This is a genomic window from Streptomyces sp. Ag109_O5-10 (assembly GCF_900105755.1).
GTDB lineage: Bacteria > Actinomycetota > Actinomycetes > Streptomycetales > Streptomycetaceae > Streptomyces.
The window spans coordinates 687,734-710,404 of sequence record NZ_FNTQ01000001.1 but is presented as its reverse complement, the minus strand read 5'-3'; the positions used below and the strand labels follow the sequence as shown (position 1 = coordinate 710,404).

Here is a 22,671-nt window from a genome sequence, read left to right as displayed (position 1 = left end):
CGCCGGGATCGTGGATGCGGGAGATCGGCCGAGGTCACAACGGATCCGCCGATCGGGCCGGCCCGCCGCGGCCATCTGCCCAAGGACAGTTCCCGGTACCCGCTCGCCCGGGTGAAGGCGTTCGTCCCCGATCCGCTGCCGTGGTCCTGCCTCGCCGGCGGACGGGCCGCGAGCTCGGCCTCCGGCGCGGTCCTCGACGGCACCGGGAGGGGCATCGCCATCTGTGCCGGTCGGCGTTTCGCTCCTGACGGGCGCGCCCGTCGCGGAGTGAAGGGGGTCATGGGCGCCGCGTTCATGGGCCCGGTGTCGCTGGGCGCCGCCTGCGGCGTGCTCGCGAGCCGCCGCAGGCCGAAGCCGGCCAGGCCCCGGACGGCCGACCAGCCGTGGTCCTGAGCACCGCGAACCCCTCCGGCGCCGTCCGCTCGGCGAGGGTGTTGTCCGCGCTGCGAGGGCGACGTCCGCTCGGCGAGGGCGCCGTCCGCTCGGCGAGGGCGCCGAAGGGGCTCGCTGCCGAACGGCCCTCTCACCGAACGGCCCGCTCACACCTGTGGCGCGTGGGTCAGGTGGGCGAGGGCGGCCGGCGCCTTGCGGTGACTGCTGTCGCCCCGGCGGCAGGCCGGCGAAAGGAAACCGGGGACTTCGCTCGAGTCACGCAAGTTTCTGCGGATGATCCCGTGCGGGCCGCTGGCCGGGGTTGACCTCAAGTCCGGTTGAGCTTCTAGGTTTGGCCGTATCGAAGCCGACCCGGCTGGAGAGGAAACAACCATGAGGACACTGGTGCTCGGACGGACGCCCGCGAGGGTGACGGCGGTCCTGGCCACGCTGCACACGGACGGCTTCGACGCGGAAGGGGTGAGCACCGACGAGGAGGCGCTGGAACTCCTGGCGACCGAGGAGTTCGGAGTACTGATCATCGGCGGGGGCGTGGGGCCCGGGTCCCGGGCCGCGATCAAGGAGTTCGCGGCGGAGCACCGGGTGCGGCACGTGATCGACGGCGCCCTGTCGGAGCCGTTCGACGTCTACGTGCGGCATGAGTTCGAGCCGCTGATCCGTAAGGCCGCCGCCGAGAGGTGACGGCCTCGCGCCTCGCGCCCCGGACAGCCCCTAGACCGCCCGGACCTGCTGCGCCTGCGGACCCTTGGTCCCCTGGCCGATCTCGAACTCGACGCGCTGGCCCTCGTCCAGGCTCCGGAAGCCGCTGCCCTGGACCTCCGAATAGTGCACGAACACGTCAGGGCCGCCGCTGTCCTGCGCGATGAACCCGAACCCCTTCTCCGCGTTGAACCACTTGACGCTGCCCTGAGCCATGCCTGTTTCCCTCGTCTCGTTGCCACGGCCCGGAACGTCGCGGACCCCGACGATCCTCCCCGCACACCGCGCCGGGAAACGCCGTCGGACGGCAACCACCCGGATGGGCCAGGCCCGCCCGGGCCGGAAACGGTGGAGCGGACTGCACCCCGCCCGCATCCGGGCGCGCTCCCTCTTTACCGGGGGCGGCCGGCGGAATCGTGGTCGGTACAGACCGCCGGAGCGCCGAGCACCCGCCGCCAGAAGGGACCGCCCCCATGGCCGCCGACCGTCGACGCACCACGGGCCGACGCCGTCACGGACAGCATCAGGGCCGTCCTCCGCGGAGACACCGATCCCGACCCCGGGAGGAGCGACGCCGCGGCGGACCGGCTGAAGGGCCTCTGCCCGCCGTGACATGACCTGCGGACGTCCTTCAGCGCCCCTCAGCGCTTTCCGGCCAGCTTCTGGGTGCCCAGCACCGAGATCAGCTCGAGCTTCTCGGCGGCCTCGGTGCCCGGCTCGGCCGAGTACACGAGGATGCGCAGATCGTGCTCCTCGACCCGGAGATGGTCGCAGTCCAGCGTGAGAACGCCCACCTGCGGATGCTCGACCGTCTTCCGCGACGCCTCAAGGCGGTGCACCACCCCCGCGTCCCACAGCTCGGCGAAGCGCCCACTCTCCGCCCGCAGCTCGGCGATCATCCGCCGCAGCTGCCGGTCGGCCGGATAGCGGGCGGCCGTCGAGCGGAGCTCGGCGACCATGCCGGCCTCGAAGGCCCGCCGCTCCTCGGGGGTGTGCCGCACCCGGGTCGGCCGGCCGAGGAAGTTGCGCCACACTCCGTTGCGCTCGAAGCCGCGCAGCCCGGACGGATCGCCCATCAGCGCCGCGTACATCGGGTTGGTCACCAGCAGGGTCAAGGCCGCGTCGGACACCGCGACGGGCGTACCCGCCAGCCGGTCGAGGAGCCGCTGGACACTGGGGGTGAGGTAGGCCGGCACCACGTCGGGACCCGGCGGCACCAGTCCCGCCAGCCCGAACAGGTACGTCCGCTCGTCCGTGGACAGCCGCAGCGCCCGTGCCAGTGCTTCGACCACCTGCACGGACGGGTTGCTCGCCCGGCCCTGTTCGAGGCGGGTGACGTAGTCCACCGAGATCCCGGCCAGCAGCGCCAGCTCCTCGCGCCGCAGCCCCGCCGCGCGCCGTTGACCCCCCGCCGGCAGCCCGGCCGCGTCCGGCGCGACACGATCGCGCCAGCGCCGCAGCGCCCGTCCGAGTTCCGTAGCCGTCATACCCCCAGTCAACACGGCCGGCCCCGGCTGTGCCTGGTACCAGTAGTCATAGGCTGTCGGATCCGCCACACCACCTTTGCGTGGCCGACCATGAGGTGCTCCGGTCGCCGCGACCAGGGCGCGTATCGAGTGGTGATCGATCTGCGGGATTCGCCTCGCAACACAGGCTGATCCCGTGGCCGGCGGGCGATCGCACTGGAGGCTCGTGCCAGTCAGCCTGTGGGCAGGCCGATCTGATGTCGTTCGAGCACGGAGCGGAGCTCCGAAAGGACCTGTGCGGCGGCCAGTCCTGCGGGGCCGGCGAGGGCGCCTGCGGTCAGCTCGGCCAGCGTTTCGGTGAAGGTCGCCTCCGCCGCGACGACGAGTCGCAGGCCGTCGTCGGTCAGGTCCAGCAGTGACGAGCGGCGATCCGATGGATTGGTTCGCCGTATGACCCATGCCTGCTTCTCCAGACGGTCGATGCCCTTGCTGGTCGCACCGATCCCGATGGCGAACTCGGCGGCCAGGTCCGCCACCCGGGACCCAGGGTGGTCGCGCAGGAAGCTCAGGAACTCGAACTGCGAGGTGACGATCCCGTGCCGCTCGCGCAGACGGTCGTTCAGCGCGTTGTAGAGGCGCGTCTCACAGCGAACGAGGTCGGCGAAGAAGCCCGGGAGGTCGACCCGGCCACCGCTTGACTTAGATGCCATGGCATATATCTTAGCATCCATACAGATGCCGTGGCATATAGTTCCTCGGCATGCACTTGCGGTGGAGGCGACATGAGCAGGCAACAGCGCGCGGAGATCGACGCGATGGTCCGGCAGCCCCGGCCTGAGGGCCCTCGGCCGGTGGAGGATCTCCGCGCCGGGTTCAGGGCGATGATGGCCGAAATGATCGTCCCGGCCGGGATCCGCACCCGGACCGCGACGCTCGGCGACCGGCCCGCGGTGCTCGTCGAACCGGCCGGCACTCCGACGGCCGGGACAATCCTCTACTTCCACGGCGGCTCCTACGTGGTCGGTTCACCGGAGACGGCGATGGCGCTGACGGGGAACCTGGTGACCAGGACAGGATTCAGGGCGTTCTCGCTGGATTACCGGCTTGCCCCTGAGCACCCGTCCCCGGCCGCGATCGAGGACGGGTTGAGCGCCTACCGCGCACTTCTCGACAGCGGTGAAGACCCTTCGGCGATCGCGTTCGCCGGAGACTCCGCAGGTGGCGGCCTCACTGCCGCCACCTGCCTCGCCGCTCGCGGCGCGGGCCTGCCGATGCCCGCCGCGATCGTGGCGTTCTCCCCTGGACTCGACATGACCCGGACAGGCGGAAGCATGGACAGCAAGGCGGGCATCGATCCGTTCTTCACGCGTGAGGGCATGGAACACACCGGAGCCATGTACCTTGCGGGACAGGACCCGCACCAGCCCCTGCTCAGCCCCGCCATCTGCGCCGACCTGACCGGATTCCCCCCGATCCTGCTGCAGGCGGGCACCAACGAAATGCTCCTGGACGACTCCACACGCATGGCCACCCGCGCGAGGGAAGCCGGAGTGGACGTCGTCCTGGACGTCACTGCGGACGTTCCCCATGTCTTCCAGGCTTTCGCCGGCGTCCTGGACGAAGCCGACGAGGCACTGGAGCGCGCCGCTCTCTTTCTCCGTCAGCGCATCCGCGGCAAGGGCACGGCACACACGCCGGCAAGCTGAAGGCGGCGTACGCAGCGGCCCGCACCGACGGCGAGTCCACGATGGCGGCCGTCGGGTCCGGCAAGCGGCGCGCCTTCTGCCGGACGTGGTCGCGCAGCCGGTCGTTGGGGTTCGGCGAGCGGCCCTTCGTCTGCCCGCCCCGCCCTTCCAACCAGGCCGGCACCGGCGGCGACCGGCGCATTTCCTGCCACACGGCCTCCGTCATGTCCGAGCCGTAGCGCGGGGTGCGGCCCCGATGACCGGCCGCGTTTCCGAACCGGCGGCCACGGCAATCGCGCGACGACACAGCCGAGTTGGACTCTGCGGACGGAGACGCGTACAACGACGACAACGGGACCTCCCGGTGCTCAGCTGACCCGCATCGCCGAGCTACCAGGAGGTCCCGTCTTCATGCGTCGGCCCCGGTGCGATCACGCGATCAGCAACCCGCGTTCGAACCGACAGCCTCGCAAGCGGATAACTTCTCGGATGGCGGTAGAGAGTCTGGTCTTCCAGGCAGCTTGGTGGATGGCGATGTCCGTGGGGGCGGTGGGATTACATGCCCCGATCCTGCCCGCTCCACGGCTGTGGTCTGTCGTCCGCGGTCATCGGGAGCCGGCACAGCTGGACCGGGCCGGGGTGGAAGGCGGCGGTGTTGAGTCCAGCCATGTCTTCGCCGATGAGATAGCGGTAGAGCCACTCGGCAAAGCTCATGTCGTAACGTGCCCAGCAACCTTCGCCGTCTTCGACCAGGAGCCAGGGGCAGTGCCGTGCGCGGCGGCGAGGAAGAGGGTTTCGCCTCGATCGGCGCCGGCGATCGGCCACAGCCCGTCGCGGGTGCCGAAAGTCAACTCCGCGAGCCCGAACAGCAGGCGAGGGTCCTCGTCCGGGTCGAGGTCGTCCCAGCACACACCGGACCATGCACGAACCTTGTCACGTATGCGCTGGCCTGGATTCCAGCGTTTCGGTCAGGATCAGTCGGCGCAGTTTGCCCCATGCCCTGGCTCGACTCCACTCGGTGAAAGCAGCGAGGTGCGGTCTGACCAGACGGGCCGAGGCGCGACGGCAACTTCCACCATGGCCATCACGGCGTTCAGCCTAGTGATCAAGCCAGTTGACTCGACCTCATAGCCGGCACCGACGGCAACCTCATCGCGACGCAGGGCTGCACCAGGCACTCGCGGACAGAGTCGCGGACCTGTTTCGGGGGCCCGAAGAACGGGCCGGAGCGCGGTGTGAACGCACCTTCGAACTCGTACCCGGTGCTGAACGCTGCTCGGAGATCGTCCGGGTGTTCCGCCGTAGAGCCTCGTGTGCCTGGCTCATCCGCACGGGCATCCGGTCTGTCTTCGGGCTCTCCGCAGGCGTGCGCTTAGAGGCGGATCGTCAGGCCCTGAATAACGCGGTCCACTTCCGCGACAGTTGAACCGACGACCTGACTTCTAGGAGTGGACCCATGTCACGCACACCCATCGACATCACCATCCCCGACCTGTCGGGAAAACTCGCCGTCGTAACCGGCGCCAGCGACGGCATGGGTCTGGGGATCGCCGCACGCCTCGCGCAGGCAGGTGCAGAAGTGATCATGCCCGTGCGCAATCCGCGCAAGGGTGAGACCGCGATCAAGGCGATCCGGGATTCCGTGCCCGCTGCCAACGTCTCACTGCGAGACCTCGACCTGTCGTCGCTCACGTCCGTTGCCGCACTCGGTGACACGTTGCGCGACGAGGGGCGACCGATTCACCTCCTGATCAACAACGCGGGCGTCATGACCCCACCGGAACGACAGACCACGGCCGACGGTTTCGAGCTGCAGTTCGGCACGAACCACCTGGGCCACTTCGCGCTCGTTGCGCATTTGATGCCCCTGCTGCGGGCCGGCCGCGCGCGGGTGACCTCGCAACTGAGCATCGCCGCCAATCAGGGCTCCATCAACTGGGACGACCTGAACTGGGAACACAGCTACGACGGGATGCGCGCCTACAGTCAGTCGAAGATCGCCTTCGGTCTGTTCGGTCTGGAACTCGACCGACGCAGCCGCGCGGGCGGATGGGGTATCACCAGCAACCTCTCTCATCCGGGACTCTCTCCGACGAACCTGCTCGCGTCGCGCCCCGAACTGGGCCGCGACAAGGAGGTGGCAGGCCGAAAGATGATCCGCCTCCTGTCCGGGATGGGCATCCTGGTCGGGACGGTCGAGACAGCAAAGCTGCCCGCGCTCATGGCCGCCACGGACCCCAACGCCAAGCCCGGAGGTTTCTACGGTCCGCGGTGGCCTGGACGCGTCGGGGGGCCTCCCGCCGAGCAGGAGCTCTACTCGCGACTGCGCAGCACGGACGAGGCCGCACGCGTCTGGGAAGTCTCCGAGCAGCTGACGAGGACGACTATCGGTGCCGTCTGAGGGGACCGGGACCCTCACCCTCGCCGGCGTGTGGGCGGAAGAGCAGTCCTGCAGTATCGAGACCCGGCCGCACCGGCGTCGAGGTCAGTCCGTTCGTGCTCGGCGCGATGATGTTCGCCTCTCAGACGGGCAATGACCCGGACGAATCGGTCCGGGTTGTCCTCAAAGGGTTGGACGCGCCGGTCAACCAGGCAGGGCTGTCGGTGCCCATCTCGCCATGGCGTTCGCGATCGCGCACCCCGGATTCACCAGTGCGCTGCTCGACCCTCGCACCATGGAGCAACGCGACGGCCTTCCCGCGGGACTGAACACGTCTTGTCCGACGACCTTCTGGACCAGATCGACCAGGTTGTCCTGCCCGGAACCGGCGCCGGCACTCTCGACCAGGCATACGTGCCGCCGTCGACCGAACGTACCGAACTGCTCCACTGCCCGATCGGCGAGCGGTTGATCGCGTGAAACCGAGCGCTACCAGTTACCAGCCGTGCCCGGGAGCAAGGATGACAGGGGCGGAGTCGACCATCCGCCCCTGCCCTGCGGTCTGAGCACGTCATGACGAAAGGGGCCACCGACATGGCCGATACCAGTGCGACGGACCTGCCGGACAACTGGGGGCCGATGGGGAGCGGACGACGAACTCGGCACCCTCAACCTGATCACCGACCAGGTACGCGCCAGGGCCGCCGCAGAGGCACGGACCGGCCAGTGGGTGTCACTGGCACAGCCGATCACGCCGAGCGCGATGTTCTTCAGCCCATTCTCGCCCGAGACGGTAGACGTATCGCCGGTGCAGCAGATGGTGTCCCACACTGGTGGACCAGTGGCAGCCGATCTGGCGGTGGTCCACAACCACCACTGGAAGTCGACGCACCTCGACGCGCTCGCCCACTGGTCGACCGACGGCCAGGTCTATCCGGGCCGGCCGAGGGAGCAGGTCGTCACCCCCGTCGGGATCACGCACGCATCGACGGCTGCTTTCGCCGCCGGGATAGCCCCCCGTGGGGTCCTGCTCGATCTGGCCGTCGAAGGACCACTTCCCCCCGGCTACGCGGTGACGTCACACGACTTCGAACAGGCCGAGAAGCGGCAGGGAGCCCAGGTGGGCTCCGGGGACGCGCTGGTGGTCCGACTCGGCTGGACCGGACGCGCGCCTCACGACCCACCGAGCCCGGGAATCAGCATGGACGCGGTGCGGTGGATGCACCGCCGAGGGGTTGCCATCGTCGCCCCGGACAGGGGTGACGCACACCCACCCCTGAACCCGGCCGAACCCTCCCCGCTGCACGGGGTGGCGCTCGGCCGGATGGCGATGCCTCTGATCGACGTGCCCCAATTGGATGACCTCGCGGTGTTGTGCGCGCGGCTGAAGCGCTACAGCTTCCTGCTCACGGTCGCCCCGCCCCGCATCCACGGCCTGACCGGAGTACCGGTCAACCCCATCGCGATGTTCTGAGGCGCGGTCGGGTCCAGTCTCGATGACCTCCCTCTACCAGGTCGTCGCGACATCGCATCAGCGGTCCGTTATGGAACGACGCAGATCACCGGTTCTGGCCCAGCTTGCCTCTCACCCTGCCCCGGCACGTTTTCAAGCCCCCGGGGCAGGGTCAGCCGTCCACCGGTGACGGTGCACAACGCGTGCGGCGGCGTGCCGCGTTCAGCGGCGGTCGCCGAACTCTTCGACGAACAGGTAAGAAGTCCGCGATCCACGTCGCGGACTTCAGCCGGGCCTGGGCCCGACCTTCCGGCGGTTCCTGCCCGGAGTCAGGCGTTGTGGAGACAGGCGGCCTGATTCTGCAGGGCTGTCACCGTCGCCTGATCCTGGCGGAAGGGCGTGGCCGGGTCACGGCGACAGTAGCGCGTCCGGGCCAGGAGCTGTCGGTGACGTCCACGGCTCGTACATCCTTCGGCGGGGCTGGTGTGACGGCCAGTCACGTTTCCGTGGACGGGCGGGTGAGTCGGCCTCGGGCGGCGCGCCGGACCAGGCCCACGATGAGGGTGGTCAGAGCAGCCGCGGCGGGGGCGGCGAGGAGGGCGTGGTCGATGCCGGGCGAGTACAGGAAGTGGGCGAGCACCAGGGAGTCCCTTGCGGCGAGTCCGTGCGTCCCGTTGCGATAGAGCGCGATCGCGGCCGCCAGGACAGCGCCGTAGAGGGCGCTCCCGGCGAGATACGTGGCCCAGGTGCGCAGGAACACCAGGGGCAGCGGGCTGTGGCGGGCGCGTAGGCCGGGGAGGGTGCGCAGCAGGTAGGCGACGATCACCGCCACGCAGAAACAGGCCAGGTATGCATAGGCGCGGATCAGGGGGAAGACGCTCCAGAGCGCGGTCGCAGCCGCGTCGCCGCGGTCCGGCAGGCCGGCGAGGGCGATGTAGGCGATACGGGCGGTGCAGTCGGACGGGACGTGGGCACCGGCGCACCAGGGCGTGGCCGGCAGGCGGACCGCGTCCCGCACCGGCTGCGAGTCGAAGAACGTGATCAGGAGACAGCACAGGAGCCCGGCCGCCACGGCCATGCCGATCCTGCGCGCCAGCGTGGGGGCGGGACCTCGCAGCTGGGCCGCGGCATACCGCAGCAGACGGCGAGGGGACGTGTTCGGTGTGCCGGGCCCCCGGGCGGCCAGGGAGCCCGCCACCGCCGCGGTGAGCCCGCCGGCCAGCCCCAGCAGCAGGGCGTGCTGGGTTCCTTCACGGCCTTGCTGGATGGTCTGCGCGAGGGCCTCCCCACCGGTGGTGTAGGCGGCGAGCCGGGGGATTCCCGTCAGCAGCAGCGCGATCAGGTGGGCCATCGGCGCCAGCGTGGGAAGGACCCAGACACTCAGCAGGGGAACCGTGCGCGGTGTGCCCAGCCTGCGCAGGAACAGAGCCGAGCCCAGGCAGAGTTGGGCCAGGAACAGCGTCAGCCACAGTGCCTCCTGGGCCATCGCCTCCACACCCGTCTCCGCTCGCTCCAACCACACCGGCGAGACGGTGATCAGCCGCAGCGCGTCGAGGACGCCGTCGGGGTGGCCGCCTACGCCGTACCGGGCGGCCCAGTCGGTCTGCACGGGCAGGGTTCCGCAGACGTGGACGAGGACGACCGCCGCACAGGCCGGCAGCAGGAGACGGCGAATGCGGGGTGCGGCAGCGGGGGTGGTCCGGGACGCGGTGGGCGCCGAGGCGGTCACCGGGCTTCCGCCGTCACACGGAAGTCGCCGCTGTGGTCGCCGACGGTGGTCCGGTGCTGCTTGTCGCCGTCCCACCAGGTGAGGGTCGCCCGCCAGGAGCAGTCGTAGCGGTCGGTGAGGCCGACGACGTAGAACGTGTAGTAGTCCTGGGTGGGCAGGGTGGCGGGGAGATCCAGTGGTTGGCCGTAGTGGAGTGCGGCGGTCCTGGCCTCCCGCTGCCGGGGGCTGGCCTTCAGGGTGTCGAGCGACACGGTGCGGCCGACGGCGATCGCATCCAGGTTCACGGCCACGGCACCGGGTGGCTCCGGGCCGCCGGCACCACAGCCGCCGGGAGGCACCATCTTCACACCGTGTACCGGGGCGGCGCGGCGGGTGACCGTGAACGATACGTCCTGGAGCCGAACCGGGCGATCTCCCGCTCCGAACAGCGTGACTCTGGCGACCGCACGGTCCAGGCGCACGATTCGGCCCTCGCGGATCCAGCGGACGAGCTGGTCGTCGGCGGCCGTCTGGAGACGCGGTTCCAGTTCTCTGCTCCCGTCGCTGACCATCCAACTGTCGTTGCAGACGTCGTTCACGGGAGTGATCTGCAGGGACAGCTCGTCGCCCCGGGACATGGCCTGTGCCAGCTGTATGACGAGGGGAACTGCGAGGCCGACGAGGCTGATCAGCACCCCCGCGAACGCGATCTTGTTCTCGGCGCTGAGGGTACGCAGGCGCCGCAACAGGGATGGGCGAGGTGGCGATCCCCCCGGCTCTGGCTCGGGCGGCCGAGGCTCCGGCGAGTCGGGTTGTGTCGGAGCCGGATCAGTTCCCGAGTCCGGTGCGGGTTCCGGTGTTGCTCTCGTCACGCCGTCCATCGTCCGTTCCCCCGAAGAGCCGACGGTGTCCGGGCTCAGTGTAGACGCCAAGTAGCGTTGGACAGGGATCGAGTTGGACAGGCACACAACATCCCCATCACTGACCTTCTCCGAACTGACCGCCGATCACGTGACGGTCCATGAAGCGCAACGGGCGAGGCCGCCGGGCCGTTGATCGACATGTCTGACGTCCCGACCATGCTGCTCGGGGGCCTCGTTGGTCATCTATCCCGGTGTTTGTTCTGGCGCCGCACGGCGGCCGCGCGGGTAGCCCGGCAAACGACCGTGGCCGAACGCGCGGACCGGATACGCAAGGTTCACCAGAACTCCGACGGCACCTACGGTGCCCCGAGGATCACCGCGGAACTCCGCGCGGACGGCGGCCTGGTGGTCAATCGCCCAAGTCCGCAGGTCGGCAGGGGTGCGACAGAGTATGGGCGGACTCGGGTCCGGCGCGGACCATGGCGCCGCCGGCTCGTTCAACGCCAGCTTCAAGAGAGGCGCGTGAGGCCCGGATTGACGCCTTGTGCCTGGCTGACCCGGTACAACACCAGACGCCGACACTCCCGCCTCGGGCGGCGATCACCGATCGCTTGTGCGAACGCTTTCCAAACGGCATCAACTCCCCTGGCCCGAGCCGCATAGGCGTGTTCAAGATCCGGGGTAAAGGCTCTGCGCCAGGTCTCCCAAGGGGTCACACAGGTTCGCTTCCCCGACGGCTGACGTGAGCCGGTGGCCCGCAGGGCGCGTCGGCAACGCCTGCTCCGCCGCGCGCGGGAAGGCCCGTCGACCGTGCCCTGACACGACGACGCGCGTCGTAAAGGGGGATCGACAGGCCGTGGATACGCCCATGCACGGACGATAGAAGTGAAGCAGCACGGAGAAGCCGGCAACTCTCGGAAAGGGGAGCGTCATGATCGATCGCCCAGGGCTGGCCGGCTTTCTCCGCAACCGTCGCGAGGCACTACAGCCGGAGGACGTCGGCATGCCTCGGGGACGGCGCCGCAGAACCAGCGGGCTACGGCGCGAGGAGGTCGCGGCGCTGTGCAACATGTCAGCCGACTACTACGCCCGTCTGGAGCGCGAGCGTGGTCCGCAGCCCTCACCGCAGATGCTCGCCTCGATCGCCCAGGGACTCCACCTTTCCGTAGACGAGCGTGACCACCTGTTCCGGCTGGCCGGGCACAACCCGCCGCCCCGTGGCAGCTCCAGTGAGCACATCAGTCCCGGGCTGCTGCGTGTTCTGGACCGACTGCAGGACACGCCCGCGGAGATCGTCACCGAGCTCGGCGAGACCTTGCGGCAGACACCGATGGGCGTCGCCCTCACCGGCGACACGACGCAGTACACCGGTCCTGCTCGCAGCTCTGGCTACCGGTGGTTCACCGACCCGAGCGCCCGAGACCTGTACGCTCCGGAGCAGCACGCGTTCATGACCCGGATGTACGCCGCAGGCCTGCGCGGGATCGTCACCCTCCGGGGTCCCGACTCCCGAGCCGCATATCTGGCGGATCTGCTCCTGGACTCCAGCGAAGAGTTCCGGCGGGTGTGGGACGACCACGAGATCGGGATCCGCCCGCGCGAGGTCAAGCACTTCGTTCACCCCGAGGTCGGTGCCCTGGAGCTGAACTGCCAGCACCTGATCGATCCGGACCAGGCCCACTCCCTGATGGTCTACACCGCCGTCCCCGGCACGGAGAGCTACGAGAAGCTGCAGGTTCTGTCCGTGATCGGCGCACAGACGCTGCACTGAACCGACGCTCCGAAGACCTACTCAGCCGGATGCCGTCATGACGACGTCCCACGTCGGCATGGACTCGATCTTCGACCGTCCGGCGTTCCTGGGTCCGGCAGCAGGGCGGCGGCCGGCATGCCTACACGAAATCACAGCCGTTTCAGCCTCAGTAGGCCCAGGCCGGAGAGGTGCGTCGGTGGTACCCGCAGTCCCAGGAAGAAGGGTCTTCTGGCTGCTCCCGTGGCCCGGGAGCAGTCTTGAGGCATGACGACAACACTGATCACCGGAGCCAACAAGGGCATCGGACACGAAACCGCCCGCCAGCTCATCGCCGCAGGTCACACCGTGTACATCGGAGCCCGGGACGCCGAGCGCGGACGCCGGGCCGCCGAGGAACTGGGCGCCCGGTTCGTCCTGCTCGACGTCACCGACGACGCCTCGGTCGAGGCCGCGGCCCAGCGGATCGAGGCCGACGGCGGCCTCGACGTCCTGGTGAACAACGCCGGGATCGAGACCCGGAACGCGGACAACAGCGTCCCCACGGCCAGGACCGTGACCGCCGACCAGATGCGCAACACCTTCGAGACCAACGTCTTCGGTGTGGTCCGCGTCCTGCACGCCTTCCTGCCCCTGCTGGAGCGCTCGGCGGCACCGGTCGTGGTCAACGTCAGCAGCGGCCTCGCCTCACTGACGGCACTCTCCGACCCCGACCACCCCGCGCACTTCTACCCGGGCATCGCCTACCCGACGTCCAAGACCGCGGTCAACATGCTCACCGTGCAGTTCGCCAAGGCGTTCCCGGCCCTGCGGATCAACTCCGTCGAGCCCGGCTTCACCAAGACGGACCTGAACGGCAACACGGGCACCCAGACCGTGGAACAGGGCGCCGAGATCATCGTCAGGATGGCGCAGATCGGTCCGGACGGACCGACCGGCGGCTACTTCGACGTCAACGGCCGGCTCCCCTGGTGAGTCACGGCTGAACCGGCCGGGGCGCGCTCCCCTTCACGGACGGCAGCGCCCCGCCGCCGGTCAGCCGAGGCAGATCACCAGCAGGCAGAGGTGCGACGGCGAGGTCGGGGTCGGTGCGGGGGCGGCCGACGGTGCCGAGGTGCCTGTACCGGTGCTGGTGCCAGCGCCAGTGCCGGTGGACGTGCTGGCGATGGCGGTGGGTGTGGCCGTCGGCTCGGCCGCCGTGCCGGTGGTGGTCCCGGAGAGCGCGGCGGCGGAGTACGGCTGGGCGGCGGCCGAGGCCGCCGTGCGGGCCGGCGAGGTGGCGGCGTCCTGACCGGGCGTCGCCGTGGCGTGAGGCAGGCCGGTGCTCTGCTCCCGTGGGGCGTTCGCGAGCGCCGTGCGGGCGGAGGACGTGCCGTCCGGGGCCCGGTGGCGCCCGGTCGGCACCGACGCCGCCTGGCCGGTGTCGGTGGCCGGCTCGTCGACGAGGCCCATGGGCCGGTTGTCGGGGGCCGTGGCCGCCTGGGCCCGGTCGCCGCCCTGCCGGTCCATGGAGGCGACGGTCAGCCCGCCGCCGACCAGGGCGACCGCGGTGGCCACCACGGCACGTCGCTGGTTCTTCTTCCAGCGGGCCCGCTGACGGCGCCGGGCCGCCCGGCCCTGTGGTGCGGGCGGTACCGCGTCGGGGCCGTCGTACGGGCCCTCGGGCCCGTCGTACCGGTCCTCCGCGTCCTCTTCGGCGTACTCGTCCGGGCCGGACAGCGCGGTGTCGTCGGACCAACCGGTGCCGTCGGACCACGCGGTGCCGACCGGGGCCGCCTGCCAGGCCGCTGCGTCGGTCGGCACCGGTGCCGGTGCCGGGACGGCGCGCGCGACGATGTCCGGGGCGTAGGCGCCACAACCGGGGCACGCCAAGGCGCCGTTGAGGTGCCGACGGCACGAGGAGCAGTAGTCCATCCGCGTCTTCCTGATCTGACTGCGCCGGCGGCATCCTGCGCCGTGGCCTGAACTCGATCGCACGTGGGATCGAACGGCCAGAACGGTAGCGAGCCTTTGGCCAGGCGGTGTGCAGCCTGTGTGTCGCTTCTGCGCAGATGCCGTCCGCGTTCGCGCACAGCCCGGTTCGGACGGCGCCGGGGGCTCCGCCCGGGAGACCGGACCGCGGGGCGGAAGGCCCCGGTGAATTCGGTTGCCCGGTCGCCGGACGGCCGTGGAAGCTTGCGCGGTGAGATCCGTGCTGTGGCCGTTCGACCTGTCCTGGGACGAGGTGGACCCCGCCCGTCATCCGTTCGACCACACGGCGGCGGCGCAGGAGGTGCGCTCGCTGGGTCCGGCGCGATGTGTCCCGAGCCCTCCTGACGTGTCGCGGGTGGATCCGGCGATGAGCACCTGGAGCCACGGCGAGGGCGATCTCTGGGCGAGTTCCATGTCGTACGCCCTGATGGAGCGTTACGGCCGCTGGGCCGTGGGCTGGCGTTGGGCGCATGACGAAGGGGACCTCGACGGCGGGCCCGTCGGGAGCTGGTGCTGCCCCCGGGACTCGATCACCACCCCCGAGGAGACACTCGACCGCGTCGTCGCCGCGCTGTGCGAGTGGCGGGAGTGGCTGGAGAGTCTCGCCGGGCGGTTCGACGCGTACCCGCTGGATCCGGCAGGCATCGAGGACCAGCGGATCCTGTGGGAACGCGCCGCCCGGAACCTGATCCTCCAGGTCGTCGACCGCACCGGCTGCGGCAGCGGCTGGTACGGGCACTGCGCGCAGGTGCTCGGCTGGTTCCTCGACCGCTGGGGATTCGCACCGGACCACGCCCGCGATCTCGTGGACGAGGCGGTCGGCGGCCGGTTCCGCAGCTGGACCAGTCTCGACAACGTGCTGGTCGACGACATAGCCGAGCGGCTCGCACGGTCGCTGCCGCAGTCCCGCGGACCGCGGCAGGCCGCCGGTCCGGGCATCGACCACCTGGCACGGTGGCTCGCGGTACGCGAGACCGTGCCCTGGCAGGAAGCCTCCGACCGCGGCGGGGAAGGACCGGTGACTCCGGTGCGCGACGGCGCGGCCGAGGACATCCGCGTCTTCGACCACGCCCTGGATCCCGCCCGCGCCGGGGGACTGCTCACCGCGCTCGAACGGCTCAGGGCCGACGCGGCACACGGCGCGCCCCTCGACTTCGCGCTGCTCCAGAGCTGGCAGCAGCACGTCCTGGGCACCGCACGACCGCCCGCGTTCCGCACCCTGCCCGCCTTCGCCAAACAGGGCCGGGAACGCTACGGCATCGCCCCGGACACCCGGGCCCGCCTCGACGCCTGCCTGGCGGAAAGCGCCGGGAGTACGGGGAACGGCGGAAGTGCCGGGAGCGCCGAGCGTGCCGGGAGCGCCGAGGACGCCGGTGCGTCGCTTCGGCTGGCGGCCCGTGCCGCCCGCGCGTTCCTCGACGTCTGCTTCTTCCACCCCTTCGACGACGGGAACGCCCGCGCCGCCTTCCTCGCCCTGGTCTTCGTCCTCGCCCGCGAGGGCGTCGCGCTCGACGGCGTCAGCCTGCTCCGCCGGTTCACCTTCCAGGCCGATCAGCCTCGGGACGCCCTGACGCTCACCAACTACGTCGACCTCCACCTCGCGGAGACCCGGCGCGGGGCCGCCGGCCCGGCCTCCTGACCGGGTCGCCCCCGATCAGGGGGCGCCCTCGCCGGCCTTCCAGCCCCAGGCGGTGAGCAGGCCGGCCGACAGCGCGGCACACTCCTCGGCGTCCAGGTACCGGATCGCCGCGTCCACGGCCGCGTCGTCCGCCAGGCCGGTGCCGAGCATCGCCGCCCGGCTCCGCTCCCAGGTGTCCGCCCAGAAGCGGTTGACGGGGCTGCCCGGCAGCAACGGCGGCACGTGGATCTCGGCGGCCACGGACCCGAGCCCCGCCCCGCGCAGCAGCTGCGGATACGACGGTACCCACGACACGTCCGTGCCGATGGTGGCCCGCAGCCCCTGCCACATCGCCCGCATCGCCGTGGTGTACGGCGTGTCGGGGGTTCGGTCGCTCGTCAGGTCGACGGCGTCGCCGAGCACCAGCACACCGCCGGGCGCGACGAGTTCGGCGAGCGCCGAGATCACCCGCTCGTGCTCGGGCAGGTGCATCAGCACGAAGCGCGCGTGGACGAGCTCGAACCGGCCGGGGACGAGGGCCGGGGCGGTGAGGCCCGCGGTGATGTCGGTCTCCAGCACGTCGAGACCGGGCCGCTCGGCGAGGAACCGTACGTCGCGGTCCACGGCGAGCACGCTCCGCACCCCGGCCTCGTCGAGCAGCCGGCCGGAGACGGTGCCCGTGCCGGCCCCCACGTCGAGGCAACGCCACCCCGGCCCGACGCCGAGCGCCCGCAGCCGTGCCATGGTGATGTCGTCGTAGACGAGGGCGCCGAGGTCGATGCGCCGGTCCTCGCCGGCCTGGTCGGGACGGAAGACGGCCTCGCCGTAGCGGCCGCCGCCCGGCGCGGCGGTCACACCGCCACCCGGCGGACGCCGGGACCGCCGTCGGACCGGGACAGCGGGAACAGCGGGGCGTCGAAGAGTCTCATCGCCGGGCCTTCGCAGGTGGTGGAGGGGGTGGGGGCACAACGGCCCGCTCCCGGGCGGTGCGCCCCCACCGATCCTGCACCGCCGACCGCCCGCACGGCCGAGGCGCGCCGTGCGAGCGGCCGAAGGGGCGAGCACCTGGTCCGCGGCCCGCCGGACGTCCTGACCGGTCGGCCCCCCTCCGCCGGATCTCCGGCAGATCGACGGCTGATACAACTGACTTCGCCGCACACGAGCACACGAGTCGTGCCGGGGGTGACCGTCACAGCGGAACACGGTCGGGGTAGCCCACGGGTCAAGAGGATCAGGGTCGCCATGCCGCACATCACCGTCGACTACTCCCCGCGGCTCGCCGACTCCCTCGACCTGCGGGTCTTCGCGGCCGAGCTGCAGCCGGCGGTTCTGGAGGGGAGCGGTTCGGCGGGCACCTGCAAGATGCTGTTCCGGCAGGCGGCCGGGGCCCGGGTGGCGGACCGGCAGGGCGACGCGGCGGCGTTCGTGCACGTGGAGGTGGGCTTGCTCCCCGGGCGGCCCGACACGGTCAGGGCCCAGTTGTCCGAGGACGTGCTCGCCCTGCTGGAGAAGCACCTGGGGGTGGGCGCGACCCCTCCCGTGGTCTGCTCCGTGGAGGTGCGTGAGCTGGACGGCTCGTACCGCCTCCGGACCTTCTGAGCCGCGCTCGACGTGCCCCCGGACGCCGGACGCCGCGCGTCCGGCGGAGTGACGTCAGCTGGTGTGGAGGGCCGTGTGCAGGGCGCGTACGGCGAGGTCGATGGCGGCTTCGGCGGCGTGGGTCTCGCGCAGGGCGTTGAGCATGACGAAGTCGTGGATGATGCCCTGGAAGCGGACGGCGGTGACGGGGACGCCGGCTTCGCGGAGCTTGTTGGCGTAGGCCTCGCCCTCGTCGCGCAGGACGTCGGCCTCGCCGGTGATGACGAGGGCCGGGGGCAGGCCGGTGAGCTGTTCGGTGGTGGCGCGCAGCGGGGAGGCGGTGATCTGGGCGCGTTCGGCCTGGTCGGTCGTGTACTGGTCCCAGAACCACTGCATGCCGTCGCGGCGCAGGAAGTAGCCGGTGGCGAACTGGTGGTAGGAGGCGGTGTCGAAGTTCGCGTCGGTGACCGGGTAGAAGAGGACCTGCTGGAGCAGGGGGAGGCCGCCGCGTTCCTTGGCCATCAGGGTGAGGGCGGCGCTCATGTTGCCGCCGACGGAGTCGCCGGCGACCGCGATGCGGGTGGCGTCGAGGTTCTTGGTGGCGCCGTGGGTGACGACCCACTGTGCGACGGCCCAGTTCTGCTCGATGGCGACGGGGTAGCGGTGCTCGGGGGAGAGGTCGTACTCGGGGAAGACGACGGCGGCGTTGGCGCCGGTGGCGAGTTCGCGGACGAGGCGGTCGTGGGTGTGGGCGTTGCCGAAGACCCAGCCGGCGCCGTGGATGTAGAGGATGACGGGCAGCGTGGCGGTGGTGCCGGCGGGCTTGACGATGCGGGCGCGGACGCTGCCGGTGGGGCCGCCCTCCACGGTGATCCACTCCTCGTCGACGGCGGGCTTGGCGATGTCGCCGGACTGGACCTCGTCGACGGCCTTGCGGCCCTCGGCGGGAGCGAGGTCGAAGAGGTAGGGCGGGTTGGCGGTGGCCTCGACGAAGGCCTGCGCGGCGGGTTCGAGGACGGGGCGGACGGGCGTGGCGTCGGTCATGACGGCCTCCTCGGTTCGGGTGCCGCATGCGAAAGGCCGGTGGCGATCACCGGGGCGGCGGCACGAGAAAGAGAGTAGCGTGCGATTAAGTCGTGCGCTACTTGTTTTCGGTCGATCTGCTGGTGCCCGATGTCATCGGATGCGACGAGCTCGGGCTCCATGGGATCGAGGGGACCGGAAGCTAAGGTGGTGCGAGGCCATGAATGCCGCAGGAACCAGGAGCCGCCCCGTGGACCGCACCGCCGCCGAGCCGGCCGAGGGCTCGCTGCTCCTCGACGACCAGCTCTGCTTCGCGCTGTACGCCGCCTCCCGTGCGGTGACCGCGCGCTACCGGCCGCTCCTGGACGAGCTGGGGCTGACCTATCCGCAGTACCTGGTGATGCTCGTCCTCTGGGACCAGGACTCGGTGTCCGTGCGCGAACTCGGCGCCGCGCTGCAACTGGAGTCGAGCACGCTCTCCCCGCTGCTGAAGCGCCTGGAGGCGAGCGGCCTGGTCACCCGGGAACGGCGTCCCGACGACGAGCGGTCCGTCGCCATCCGGCTGACCGCGGACGGCGCCCGGCTCCGGGACCGGGCCCGCTCCGTCCCGGTCGCCATCGGCGACGCCATGGGTCTGACGCCCGAACAGGACGCCACGGCCAAGCAGTTGCTGCGCCTGCTCACCGCGAACGTCTCCGGCCCCGTCGCCGACCGCTGACGGCACCCGCAACCGGCGCCGCACGGTGCCGGTGATCCGCACCCACCGCACGGGGACCAGGAGTTGTCACGATGACGCAAGCGACCGGCAGCGCCGGTGCCCCGGTGTACGGCTTCGTCGGGCTCGGGGTGATGGGGCAGCCCATGGCGCTCAACCTCGCCCGGGCCGGCACCCCGCTCGTCGTGTGGAACCGGACGCCGGAGCGGGCGGAGCCGCTGCGGGCGGCCGGGGCGCGGGTGGCGGCGACCGTCGCGGAGGTCTTCGCCCGCGCCCGTGTCGTGTTCGTCATGCTCGTCGACGGGACGGTGACGGACGCCGTCCTGGGCCGGCGCGGACCGGATTTCGCCAAGCTGGTCGCCGGCCGGGTGGTCGTGTCGACGGGCTCGACGGCACCCGAGTACGCGCGCTCACTCGCCGCCGACGTCGAGGCCGCCGGGGGCCGCTTCGTCGAGGCGCCCGTCTCCGGGTCGCGCAAGCCGGCCGAGGCGGGCGAGTTGGTCGCGATGCTCGGCGGCGACCCGGACACGGTGGCGGAGGTACGGCCGCTGCTCGCCCCGATGTGCCGGGAGACCGTCCACTGCGGCCCGGCCGGTTCCGGCGTCCTCATGAAACTGGCCGTCAACCTCTACCTGGACACCACGCTCGCGGCACTGGCCGAGGCCGTCCACTTCGCCCAGCGGCAGGGCCTGGATCTCGAGACCTTCCGCGCCGTCATCGACTCCGGCCAGCTGGGCAGCGGCATCACCCGGGTCAAGGTCCCGATGCTCGCGGCCCACGACTTCACCGTCCAGGCCGCCACCGCCGACGCCTACGCCAACACCCGGCTCATCGCCGACGCGGCCCGCGCGGCCGGGATCGCCACCCCCATGCTCGACCTCAGCAGCGAGCTCTACGGCGAGAGCGTACGGCTGGGCAACGCCCGCCTCGACATGTCCTCGGTCCTCACCGCGATCGAGGCCCGCACGGACACCGCGCCGCCGCCGGTCACCGGCTAGGCTCCGGGGCATGCGGATCTCCGTCTCCTCCGACATGGACGAACCCGTCGCCCGTCTCCTCGTCGAGGAGCTGCGCCGCCGCGGTCACGACGTGCGCGCGTACGGCGCGCTGGCGCCCGGGGCGGACGCGCAGTGGGCCGTCTGCTCGGAGGCGGCTGCCCGCGACGTCGCCGACGGCACCGCCGACCAGGCCGTGGTGTGCTGCTGGACCGGCACCGGCGCCTCGATCGCCGCCAACAAGGTGCCCGGTGTCCGCGCCGCCCTGTGCGCCGACGCCTACACGGCGGACGGCGCCCGCCGCTGGAACGACGCCAACGTCCTCGCCGTCGGGCTCCGGCTGACCTCGCAGCCGGTGCTCAAGGAAATCCTCGACGCCTGGTTCGCGGCCACGCCGAGCCAGGACGCCGAGGACCTCGGGAACGTGGCCCACGTCGGTCGCCTCGACGCGGGCCGCGGGACGGTCTAGGGACTGTCGGGTGTCAGTGGGCGCCGAGCCCGCCGCCGCCGAACGAGCCGCTGGAGCCCTTGCTCCAGCGCGGCCGGTCCTTCGACGCGCTCGGCCTGGTCTGCTGGTTGCTGAGTTCGTACGGGGTGAGCGGACGGCCGCCCTTGGGCATCACCGGGATCTCCTCCGACTCGCGGTTCTCCCGGATCTCGTGCACAGCACCCTCCGGTGGCAGCTTCGGCTGCTCCTCGGGACGCGGCCGGGGCGACTCGCGGTACTTGACCCGGTTGCCCAGCCAGAAGCCCCCGGCGAGCATCGCCAGCACGGCCACGGCCACCACGAAGAGCGCGAGACTCAGTAGGCCGCTGGGAGCGGCAAGCTGCATCGGTTCCGTACTCATAGCGAAGAGATACCCCGCCCAGAACGGCACGAACCGGACGTAATCGGTAGCCGGCCGTGCACTGTGGGTGACGGCATGACGGCGCCGGGGCCGGGTGCCATAGGGCCAGGGGGCTGTCAGAGGGTCATAGGGCCAGAGGGCGAGTCTGCCTGTCGTCAGTGCGGATCGTCGCGTACCGAGACCGGGCAGAGGTGGCAGTGGACGTCGACCACGCCTTCCACGGCGCGGGTCAGCCGTTCGGCGACCGGTGCCGGTTCCGGGCTGTCGATCCAGCCCGTCAGGGTGACCACGCCCTCGGCGACCTCGACCCTGATGTGGTCGGCGGAGAGCGGGAACAGGCGGTCGACGACCTCCCGGCGCACCTCCTCGGTCAGTTCCTCGTCCGCACGCAGGAACACCTTCAGCAGGTCCGCACGACTGACGATGCCGGTCAGGACGCCCGTACCGTCGACGACGGGCAGCCGCTTGACCCCGCGCCGGGCCATGACCCGGGCCGCCTCCGCCACGGTGGCGTCGGCGTGCACGGTCACCGCCGGCGCGTTCATCAGTTCCCCGGCGGTCACCGCGCGGGCCCTGGCCAGGTCGGCCTCGGACACGACGCCGACCACCCGGCCGCCGCCCTCCAGCACGGGCAGGGTGCTCACCTTCCACCGGTCCATCAGCGAGACGACGTCCTTGAACGGGGCGTCGCGGTCCACGGCCACAGGGTCGGGGGTCATCACGTCGCCGACGGTGTGCGGGCTGTCGTGCATGGTCGCCTCCTGGGATCCCGCCGACCACGAGAGGGCGGGAAGGACGCCATCCGCTTCTCGCGGATCCTGATTGCGCGGTGCGCGGCCGTGGCCGGCCGCTTCCCCGCGCCACTGGGGGTCCTTCCCGTCACCTCCAGCACACCACGGGAACGTCCACGCCACCAGGGCTCACCGGTCCGAATTCACCGCCCCCGCACCCGCACGGCGGCGAACGGACCGCGTCATGCCGCCGGCCGCACTTCTCTGGCGGGGCGGCCGTCCGTCGCGGAGCGTGGAGGAAGGGCCTGCCGGACGCCCGACGAGAGCCCGAGGAGAGGTGGAGCGCATGGACGGGGATGTCACCGAGCGGCGGGTCGTGGTCGGCGTCGACGGATCGCCGTCCTCGTACGCGGCCCTGCGCTGGGCGTTGCGGTACGCCGGCTTCGTCGGCGGTGTCGTCGAGGCGGTCGCCGTGTGGGAGCTGCCGGGACTGTACGGGTGGTCGGCACCCGCCGTGGACATGGAGCTAGAAGCGGAAGAGGCCCGGGACCGGATGCGGCAGGAGCTGACCGACGTGCTCGGCGCGGACGCGGCGGGCTCGGTCCGCACCCACCTGGTGCACGGCAACACCACCGACGTCCTGCTGCGGGCCGCGGAGGGCGCCGAGGCACTCGTCGTCGGAAGCCGCGGCCGCGGCGGGTTCGCCCGCGCGCTGCTCGGCTCCGTCAGCCAGCAGGTGTCCCAGCACGCCACCTGCCCGGTCGTGATCGTCCGCGCGGGTCGCGACTGAGCGGC

At 71.2% G+C, this 22,671-nt stretch carries 27 protein-coding genes; 15 read left to right on the top strand and 12 right to left on the bottom strand.

Going from position 1 to position 22,671, the window contains the following annotated elements:
* Positions 1-111: 111 nt before the first annotated feature.
* Together BLW82_RS03355 and BLW82_RS03350 are read left to right on the top strand one after the other, a co-directional pair.
* Entirely contained in the window at positions 112-393 is a 282-nt protein-coding gene (locus BLW82_RS03355; RefSeq protein ID WP_093497391.1) for a hypothetical protein, read from the top strand.
* Between the two features lie 372 nt (positions 394-765).
* Complete coding sequence (locus BLW82_RS03350) at positions 766-1,074, top strand: hypothetical protein (protein ID WP_093497390.1); 309 nt, start codon at positions 766-768, stop codon at positions 1,072-1,074.
* Between the two features lie 30 nt (positions 1,075-1,104).
* Here the strand turns inward: BLW82_RS03350 and BLW82_RS03345 are convergent, their stop codons facing one another.
* The 3 genes from BLW82_RS03345 to BLW82_RS03335 form a co-directional block, all read right to left on the bottom strand.
* A complete protein-coding gene (locus tag BLW82_RS03345) occupies positions 1,105-1,308 on the bottom strand; it encodes a cold-shock protein (protein ID WP_093497389.1) in 204 nt (67 codons plus the stop codon).
* A gap of 425 nt (positions 1,309-1,733) precedes the next feature.
* On the bottom strand, positions 1,734-2,579 hold the full coding sequence (locus BLW82_RS03340) for a helix-turn-helix domain-containing protein (RefSeq protein WP_093497388.1): 846 nt from the start codon (positions 2,577-2,579) through the stop codon (positions 1,734-1,736).
* A 212-nt stretch (positions 2,580-2,791) separates the two neighbouring features.
* Positions 2,792-3,268 (bottom strand): MarR family winged helix-turn-helix transcriptional regulator, encoded by a 477-nt coding sequence (locus BLW82_RS03335; protein ID WP_093497387.1) that lies wholly within the window; start codon positions 3,266-3,268, stop codon positions 2,792-2,794.
* Positions 3,269-3,340: 72 nt separating this feature from the next.
* Between BLW82_RS03335 and BLW82_RS03330 the strand changes: the two genes are divergently transcribed.
* Positions 3,341-4,264, top strand: coding sequence for an alpha/beta hydrolase (locus BLW82_RS03330; protein WP_093497386.1), 924 nt, complete (start codon positions 3,341-3,343; stop codon positions 4,262-4,264).
* 534 nt (positions 4,265-4,798) lie between these two features.
* Here the strand turns inward: BLW82_RS03330 and BLW82_RS44210 are convergent.
* Both BLW82_RS44210 and BLW82_RS44830 read right to left on the bottom strand, forming a co-directional pair.
* Entirely contained in the window at positions 4,799-4,957 is a 159-nt protein-coding gene (locus tag BLW82_RS44210; RefSeq protein WP_177232819.1) for a hypothetical protein, read from the bottom strand.
* Positions 4,954-5,154, bottom strand: a complete 201-nt coding sequence (locus BLW82_RS44830) for a hypothetical protein (RefSeq protein WP_093497385.1) — start codon at positions 5,152-5,154, stop codon at positions 4,954-4,956. The genes BLW82_RS44210 and BLW82_RS44830 overlap by 4 nt, the downstream gene beginning before the upstream one ends.
* A gap of 545 nt (positions 5,155-5,699) precedes the next feature.
* Here BLW82_RS44830 and BLW82_RS03320 point away from each other — a divergent pair.
* From BLW82_RS03320 to BLW82_RS03310, 3 genes are all read left to right on the top strand, one after another.
* A complete protein-coding gene (locus tag BLW82_RS03320; RefSeq protein ID WP_093497384.1) occupies positions 5,700-6,644 on the top strand; it encodes an SDR family oxidoreductase in 945 nt (314 codons plus the stop codon).
* Positions 6,645-6,959: 315 nt separating this feature from the next.
* Positions 6,960-7,103 (top strand): hypothetical protein, encoded by a 144-nt coding sequence (locus BLW82_RS46170; protein WP_177232818.1) that lies wholly within the window; start codon positions 6,960-6,962, stop codon positions 7,101-7,103.
* Between the two features lie 283 nt (positions 7,104-7,386).
* Complete coding sequence (locus BLW82_RS03310; RefSeq protein ID WP_256216176.1) at positions 7,387-8,097, top strand: cyclase family protein; 711 nt, start codon at positions 7,387-7,389, stop codon at positions 8,095-8,097.
* Positions 8,098-8,572: 475 nt separating this feature from the next.
* Here BLW82_RS03310 and BLW82_RS03305 read toward each other — a convergent pair whose 3' ends face one another.
* Positions 8,573-9,805, bottom strand: coding sequence for a hypothetical protein (locus BLW82_RS03305; RefSeq protein WP_093497383.1), 1,233 nt, complete (start codon positions 9,803-9,805; stop codon positions 8,573-8,575).
* On the bottom strand, positions 9,802-10,530 hold the full coding sequence (locus tag BLW82_RS03300; protein ID WP_093497382.1) for a hypothetical protein: 729 nt from the start codon (positions 10,528-10,530) through the stop codon (positions 9,802-9,804). The genes BLW82_RS03305 and BLW82_RS03300 overlap by 4 nt, the downstream gene beginning before the upstream one ends.
* Before the next feature lie 315 nt (positions 10,531-10,845).
* Between BLW82_RS03300 and BLW82_RS46165 the strand changes: the two genes are divergently transcribed.
* The 3 genes from BLW82_RS46165 (at position 10,846) to BLW82_RS03285 (ending at position 13,372) form a co-directional block, all read left to right on the top strand.
* Positions 10,846-11,310: a helix-turn-helix domain-containing protein gene (locus BLW82_RS46165; RefSeq protein WP_143063634.1), complete on the top strand. Its 465-nt coding sequence runs from the start codon at positions 10,846-10,848 to the stop codon at positions 11,308-11,310.
* A 268-nt stretch (positions 11,311-11,578) separates the two neighbouring features.
* Complete coding sequence (locus tag BLW82_RS03290; RefSeq protein ID WP_093497380.1) at positions 11,579-12,418, top strand: helix-turn-helix transcriptional regulator; 840 nt, start codon at positions 11,579-11,581, stop codon at positions 12,416-12,418.
* A 246-nt stretch (positions 12,419-12,664) separates the two neighbouring features.
* Positions 12,665-13,372 carry an SDR family oxidoreductase gene (locus BLW82_RS03285; protein ID WP_093497379.1) on the top strand — a complete coding sequence of 236 codons (708 nt, stop codon included), beginning with the start codon at positions 12,665-12,667 and terminating at the stop codon, positions 13,370-13,372.
* 60 nt (positions 13,373-13,432) lie between these two features.
* On the opposite strand, the gene BLW82_RS44200 is transcribed toward BLW82_RS03285, so the two are convergent.
* Complete coding sequence (locus BLW82_RS44200) at positions 13,433-14,311, bottom strand: SCO2400 family protein (RefSeq protein WP_177232817.1); 879 nt, start codon at positions 14,309-14,311, stop codon at positions 13,433-13,435.
* A 268-nt stretch (positions 14,312-14,579) separates the two neighbouring features.
* On the opposite strand from BLW82_RS44200, the gene BLW82_RS03275 reads away from it, so the two are divergent.
* A complete protein-coding gene (locus BLW82_RS03275) occupies positions 14,580-16,007 on the top strand; it encodes a Fic family protein (RefSeq protein ID WP_256215616.1) in 1,428 nt (475 codons plus the stop codon).
* A gap of 15 nt (positions 16,008-16,022) precedes the next feature.
* Here BLW82_RS03275 and BLW82_RS03270 read toward each other — a convergent pair whose 3' ends face one another.
* Positions 16,023-16,841 carry a class I SAM-dependent methyltransferase gene (locus tag BLW82_RS03270; RefSeq protein ID WP_093497377.1) on the bottom strand — a complete coding sequence of 273 codons (819 nt, stop codon included), beginning with the start codon at positions 16,839-16,841 and terminating at the stop codon, positions 16,023-16,025.
* 387 nt (positions 16,842-17,228) lie between these two features.
* Here BLW82_RS03270 and BLW82_RS03265 point away from each other — a divergent pair, with 387 nt between their 5' ends.
* Positions 17,229-17,585 (top strand): 5-carboxymethyl-2-hydroxymuconate Delta-isomerase, encoded by a 357-nt coding sequence (locus BLW82_RS03265; protein WP_093497376.1) that lies wholly within the window; start codon positions 17,229-17,231, stop codon positions 17,583-17,585.
* A gap of 54 nt (positions 17,586-17,639) precedes the next feature.
* On the opposite strand, the gene BLW82_RS03260 is transcribed toward BLW82_RS03265, so the two are convergent.
* Positions 17,640-18,608, bottom strand: coding sequence for an alpha/beta hydrolase (locus BLW82_RS03260; protein WP_093497375.1), 969 nt, complete (start codon positions 18,606-18,608; stop codon positions 17,640-17,642).
* A gap of 229 nt (positions 18,609-18,837) precedes the next feature.
* Between BLW82_RS03260 and BLW82_RS03255 the strand changes: the two genes are divergently transcribed.
* The 3 genes from BLW82_RS03255 (at position 18,838) to BLW82_RS03245 (ending at position 20,766) form a co-directional block, all read left to right on the top strand.
* Positions 18,838-19,305: a MarR family winged helix-turn-helix transcriptional regulator gene (locus BLW82_RS03255; RefSeq protein ID WP_305729041.1), complete on the top strand. Its 468-nt coding sequence runs from the start codon at positions 18,838-18,840 to the stop codon at positions 19,303-19,305.
* 71 nt (positions 19,306-19,376) lie between these two features.
* Positions 19,377-20,300 carry an NAD(P)-dependent oxidoreductase gene (locus BLW82_RS03250; RefSeq protein WP_093497374.1) on the top strand — a complete coding sequence of 308 codons (924 nt, stop codon included), beginning with the start codon at positions 19,377-19,379 and terminating at the stop codon, positions 20,298-20,300.
* A 10-nt stretch (positions 20,301-20,310) separates the two neighbouring features.
* A complete protein-coding gene (locus BLW82_RS03245) occupies positions 20,311-20,766 on the top strand; it encodes an RpiB/LacA/LacB family sugar-phosphate isomerase (RefSeq protein WP_093497373.1) in 456 nt (151 codons plus the stop codon).
* A gap of 13 nt (positions 20,767-20,779) precedes the next feature.
* Here BLW82_RS03245 and BLW82_RS03240 read toward each other — a convergent pair whose 3' ends face one another.
* On the bottom strand, positions 20,780-21,145 hold the full coding sequence (locus BLW82_RS03240; RefSeq protein ID WP_177232815.1) for a DUF6479 family protein: 366 nt from the start codon (positions 21,143-21,145) through the stop codon (positions 20,780-20,782).
* Positions 21,146-21,300: 155 nt separating this feature from the next.
* Positions 21,301-21,897: a CBS domain-containing protein gene (locus BLW82_RS03235; protein WP_093497371.1), complete on the bottom strand. Its 597-nt coding sequence runs from the start codon at positions 21,895-21,897 to the stop codon at positions 21,301-21,303.
* Positions 21,898-22,222: 325 nt separating this feature from the next.
* Here BLW82_RS03235 and BLW82_RS03230 point away from each other — a divergent pair, with 325 nt between their 5' ends.
* Complete coding sequence (locus BLW82_RS03230) at positions 22,223-22,666, top strand: universal stress protein (RefSeq protein WP_093497370.1); 444 nt, start codon at positions 22,223-22,225, stop codon at positions 22,664-22,666.
* Positions 22,667-22,671 lie beyond the last annotated feature (5 nt).

Coding starts and splice junctions, on each gene's coding strand:
- BLW82_RS03350 (WP_093497390.1), top strand. CDS start 766: ATGAGGACACTGGTGCTCGGACGGACGCCCGCGAGGGTGACGGCGGTC.
- BLW82_RS03345 (WP_093497389.1), bottom strand. CDS start 1,308: ATGGCTCAGGGCAGCGTCAAGTGGTTCAACGCGGAGAAGGGGTTCGGG.
- BLW82_RS03340 (WP_093497388.1), bottom strand. CDS start 2,579: ATGACGGCTACGGAACTCGGACGGGCGCTGCGGCGCTGGCGCGATCGT.
- BLW82_RS03335 (WP_093497387.1), bottom strand. CDS start 3,268: ATGGCATCTAAGTCAAGCGGTGGCCGGGTCGACCTCCCGGGCTTCTTC.
- BLW82_RS03330 (WP_093497386.1), top strand. CDS start 3,341: ATGAGCAGGCAACAGCGCGCGGAGATCGACGCGATGGTCCGGCAGCCC.
- BLW82_RS44210 (WP_177232819.1), bottom strand. CDS start 4,957: ATGAGCTTTGCCGAGTGGCTCTACCGCTATCTCATCGGCGAAGACATG.
- BLW82_RS03320 (WP_093497384.1), top strand. CDS start 5,700: ATGTCACGCACACCCATCGACATCACCATCCCCGACCTGTCGGGAAAA.
- BLW82_RS03310 (WP_256216176.1), top strand. CDS start 7,387: ATGTTCTTCAGCCCATTCTCGCCCGAGACGGTAGACGTATCGCCGGTG.
- BLW82_RS46165 (WP_143063634.1), top strand. CDS start 10,846: ATGTCTGACGTCCCGACCATGCTGCTCGGGGGCCTCGTTGGTCATCTA.
- BLW82_RS03290 (WP_093497380.1), top strand. CDS start 11,579: ATGATCGATCGCCCAGGGCTGGCCGGCTTTCTCCGCAACCGTCGCGAG.
- BLW82_RS03285 (WP_093497379.1), top strand. CDS start 12,665: ATGACGACAACACTGATCACCGGAGCCAACAAGGGCATCGGACACGAA.
- BLW82_RS44200 (WP_177232817.1), bottom strand. CDS start 14,311: ATGGACTACTGCTCCTCGTGCCGTCGGCACCTCAACGGCGCCTTGGCG.
- BLW82_RS03265 (WP_093497376.1), top strand. CDS start 17,229: ATGCCGCACATCACCGTCGACTACTCCCCGCGGCTCGCCGACTCCCTC.
- BLW82_RS03260 (WP_093497375.1), bottom strand. CDS start 18,608: ATGACCGACGCCACGCCCGTCCGCCCCGTCCTCGAACCCGCCGCGCAG.
- BLW82_RS03250 (WP_093497374.1), top strand. CDS start 19,377: ATGACGCAAGCGACCGGCAGCGCCGGTGCCCCGGTGTACGGCTTCGTC.
- BLW82_RS03245 (WP_093497373.1), top strand. CDS start 20,311: ATGCGGATCTCCGTCTCCTCCGACATGGACGAACCCGTCGCCCGTCTC.
- BLW82_RS03240 (WP_177232815.1), bottom strand. CDS start 21,145: ATGAGTACGGAACCGATGCAGCTTGCCGCTCCCAGCGGCCTACTGAGT.
- BLW82_RS03235 (WP_093497371.1), bottom strand. CDS start 21,897: ATGCACGACAGCCCGCACACCGTCGGCGACGTGATGACCCCCGACCCT.
- BLW82_RS03230 (WP_093497370.1), top strand. CDS start 22,223: ATGGACGGGGATGTCACCGAGCGGCGGGTCGTGGTCGGCGTCGACGGA.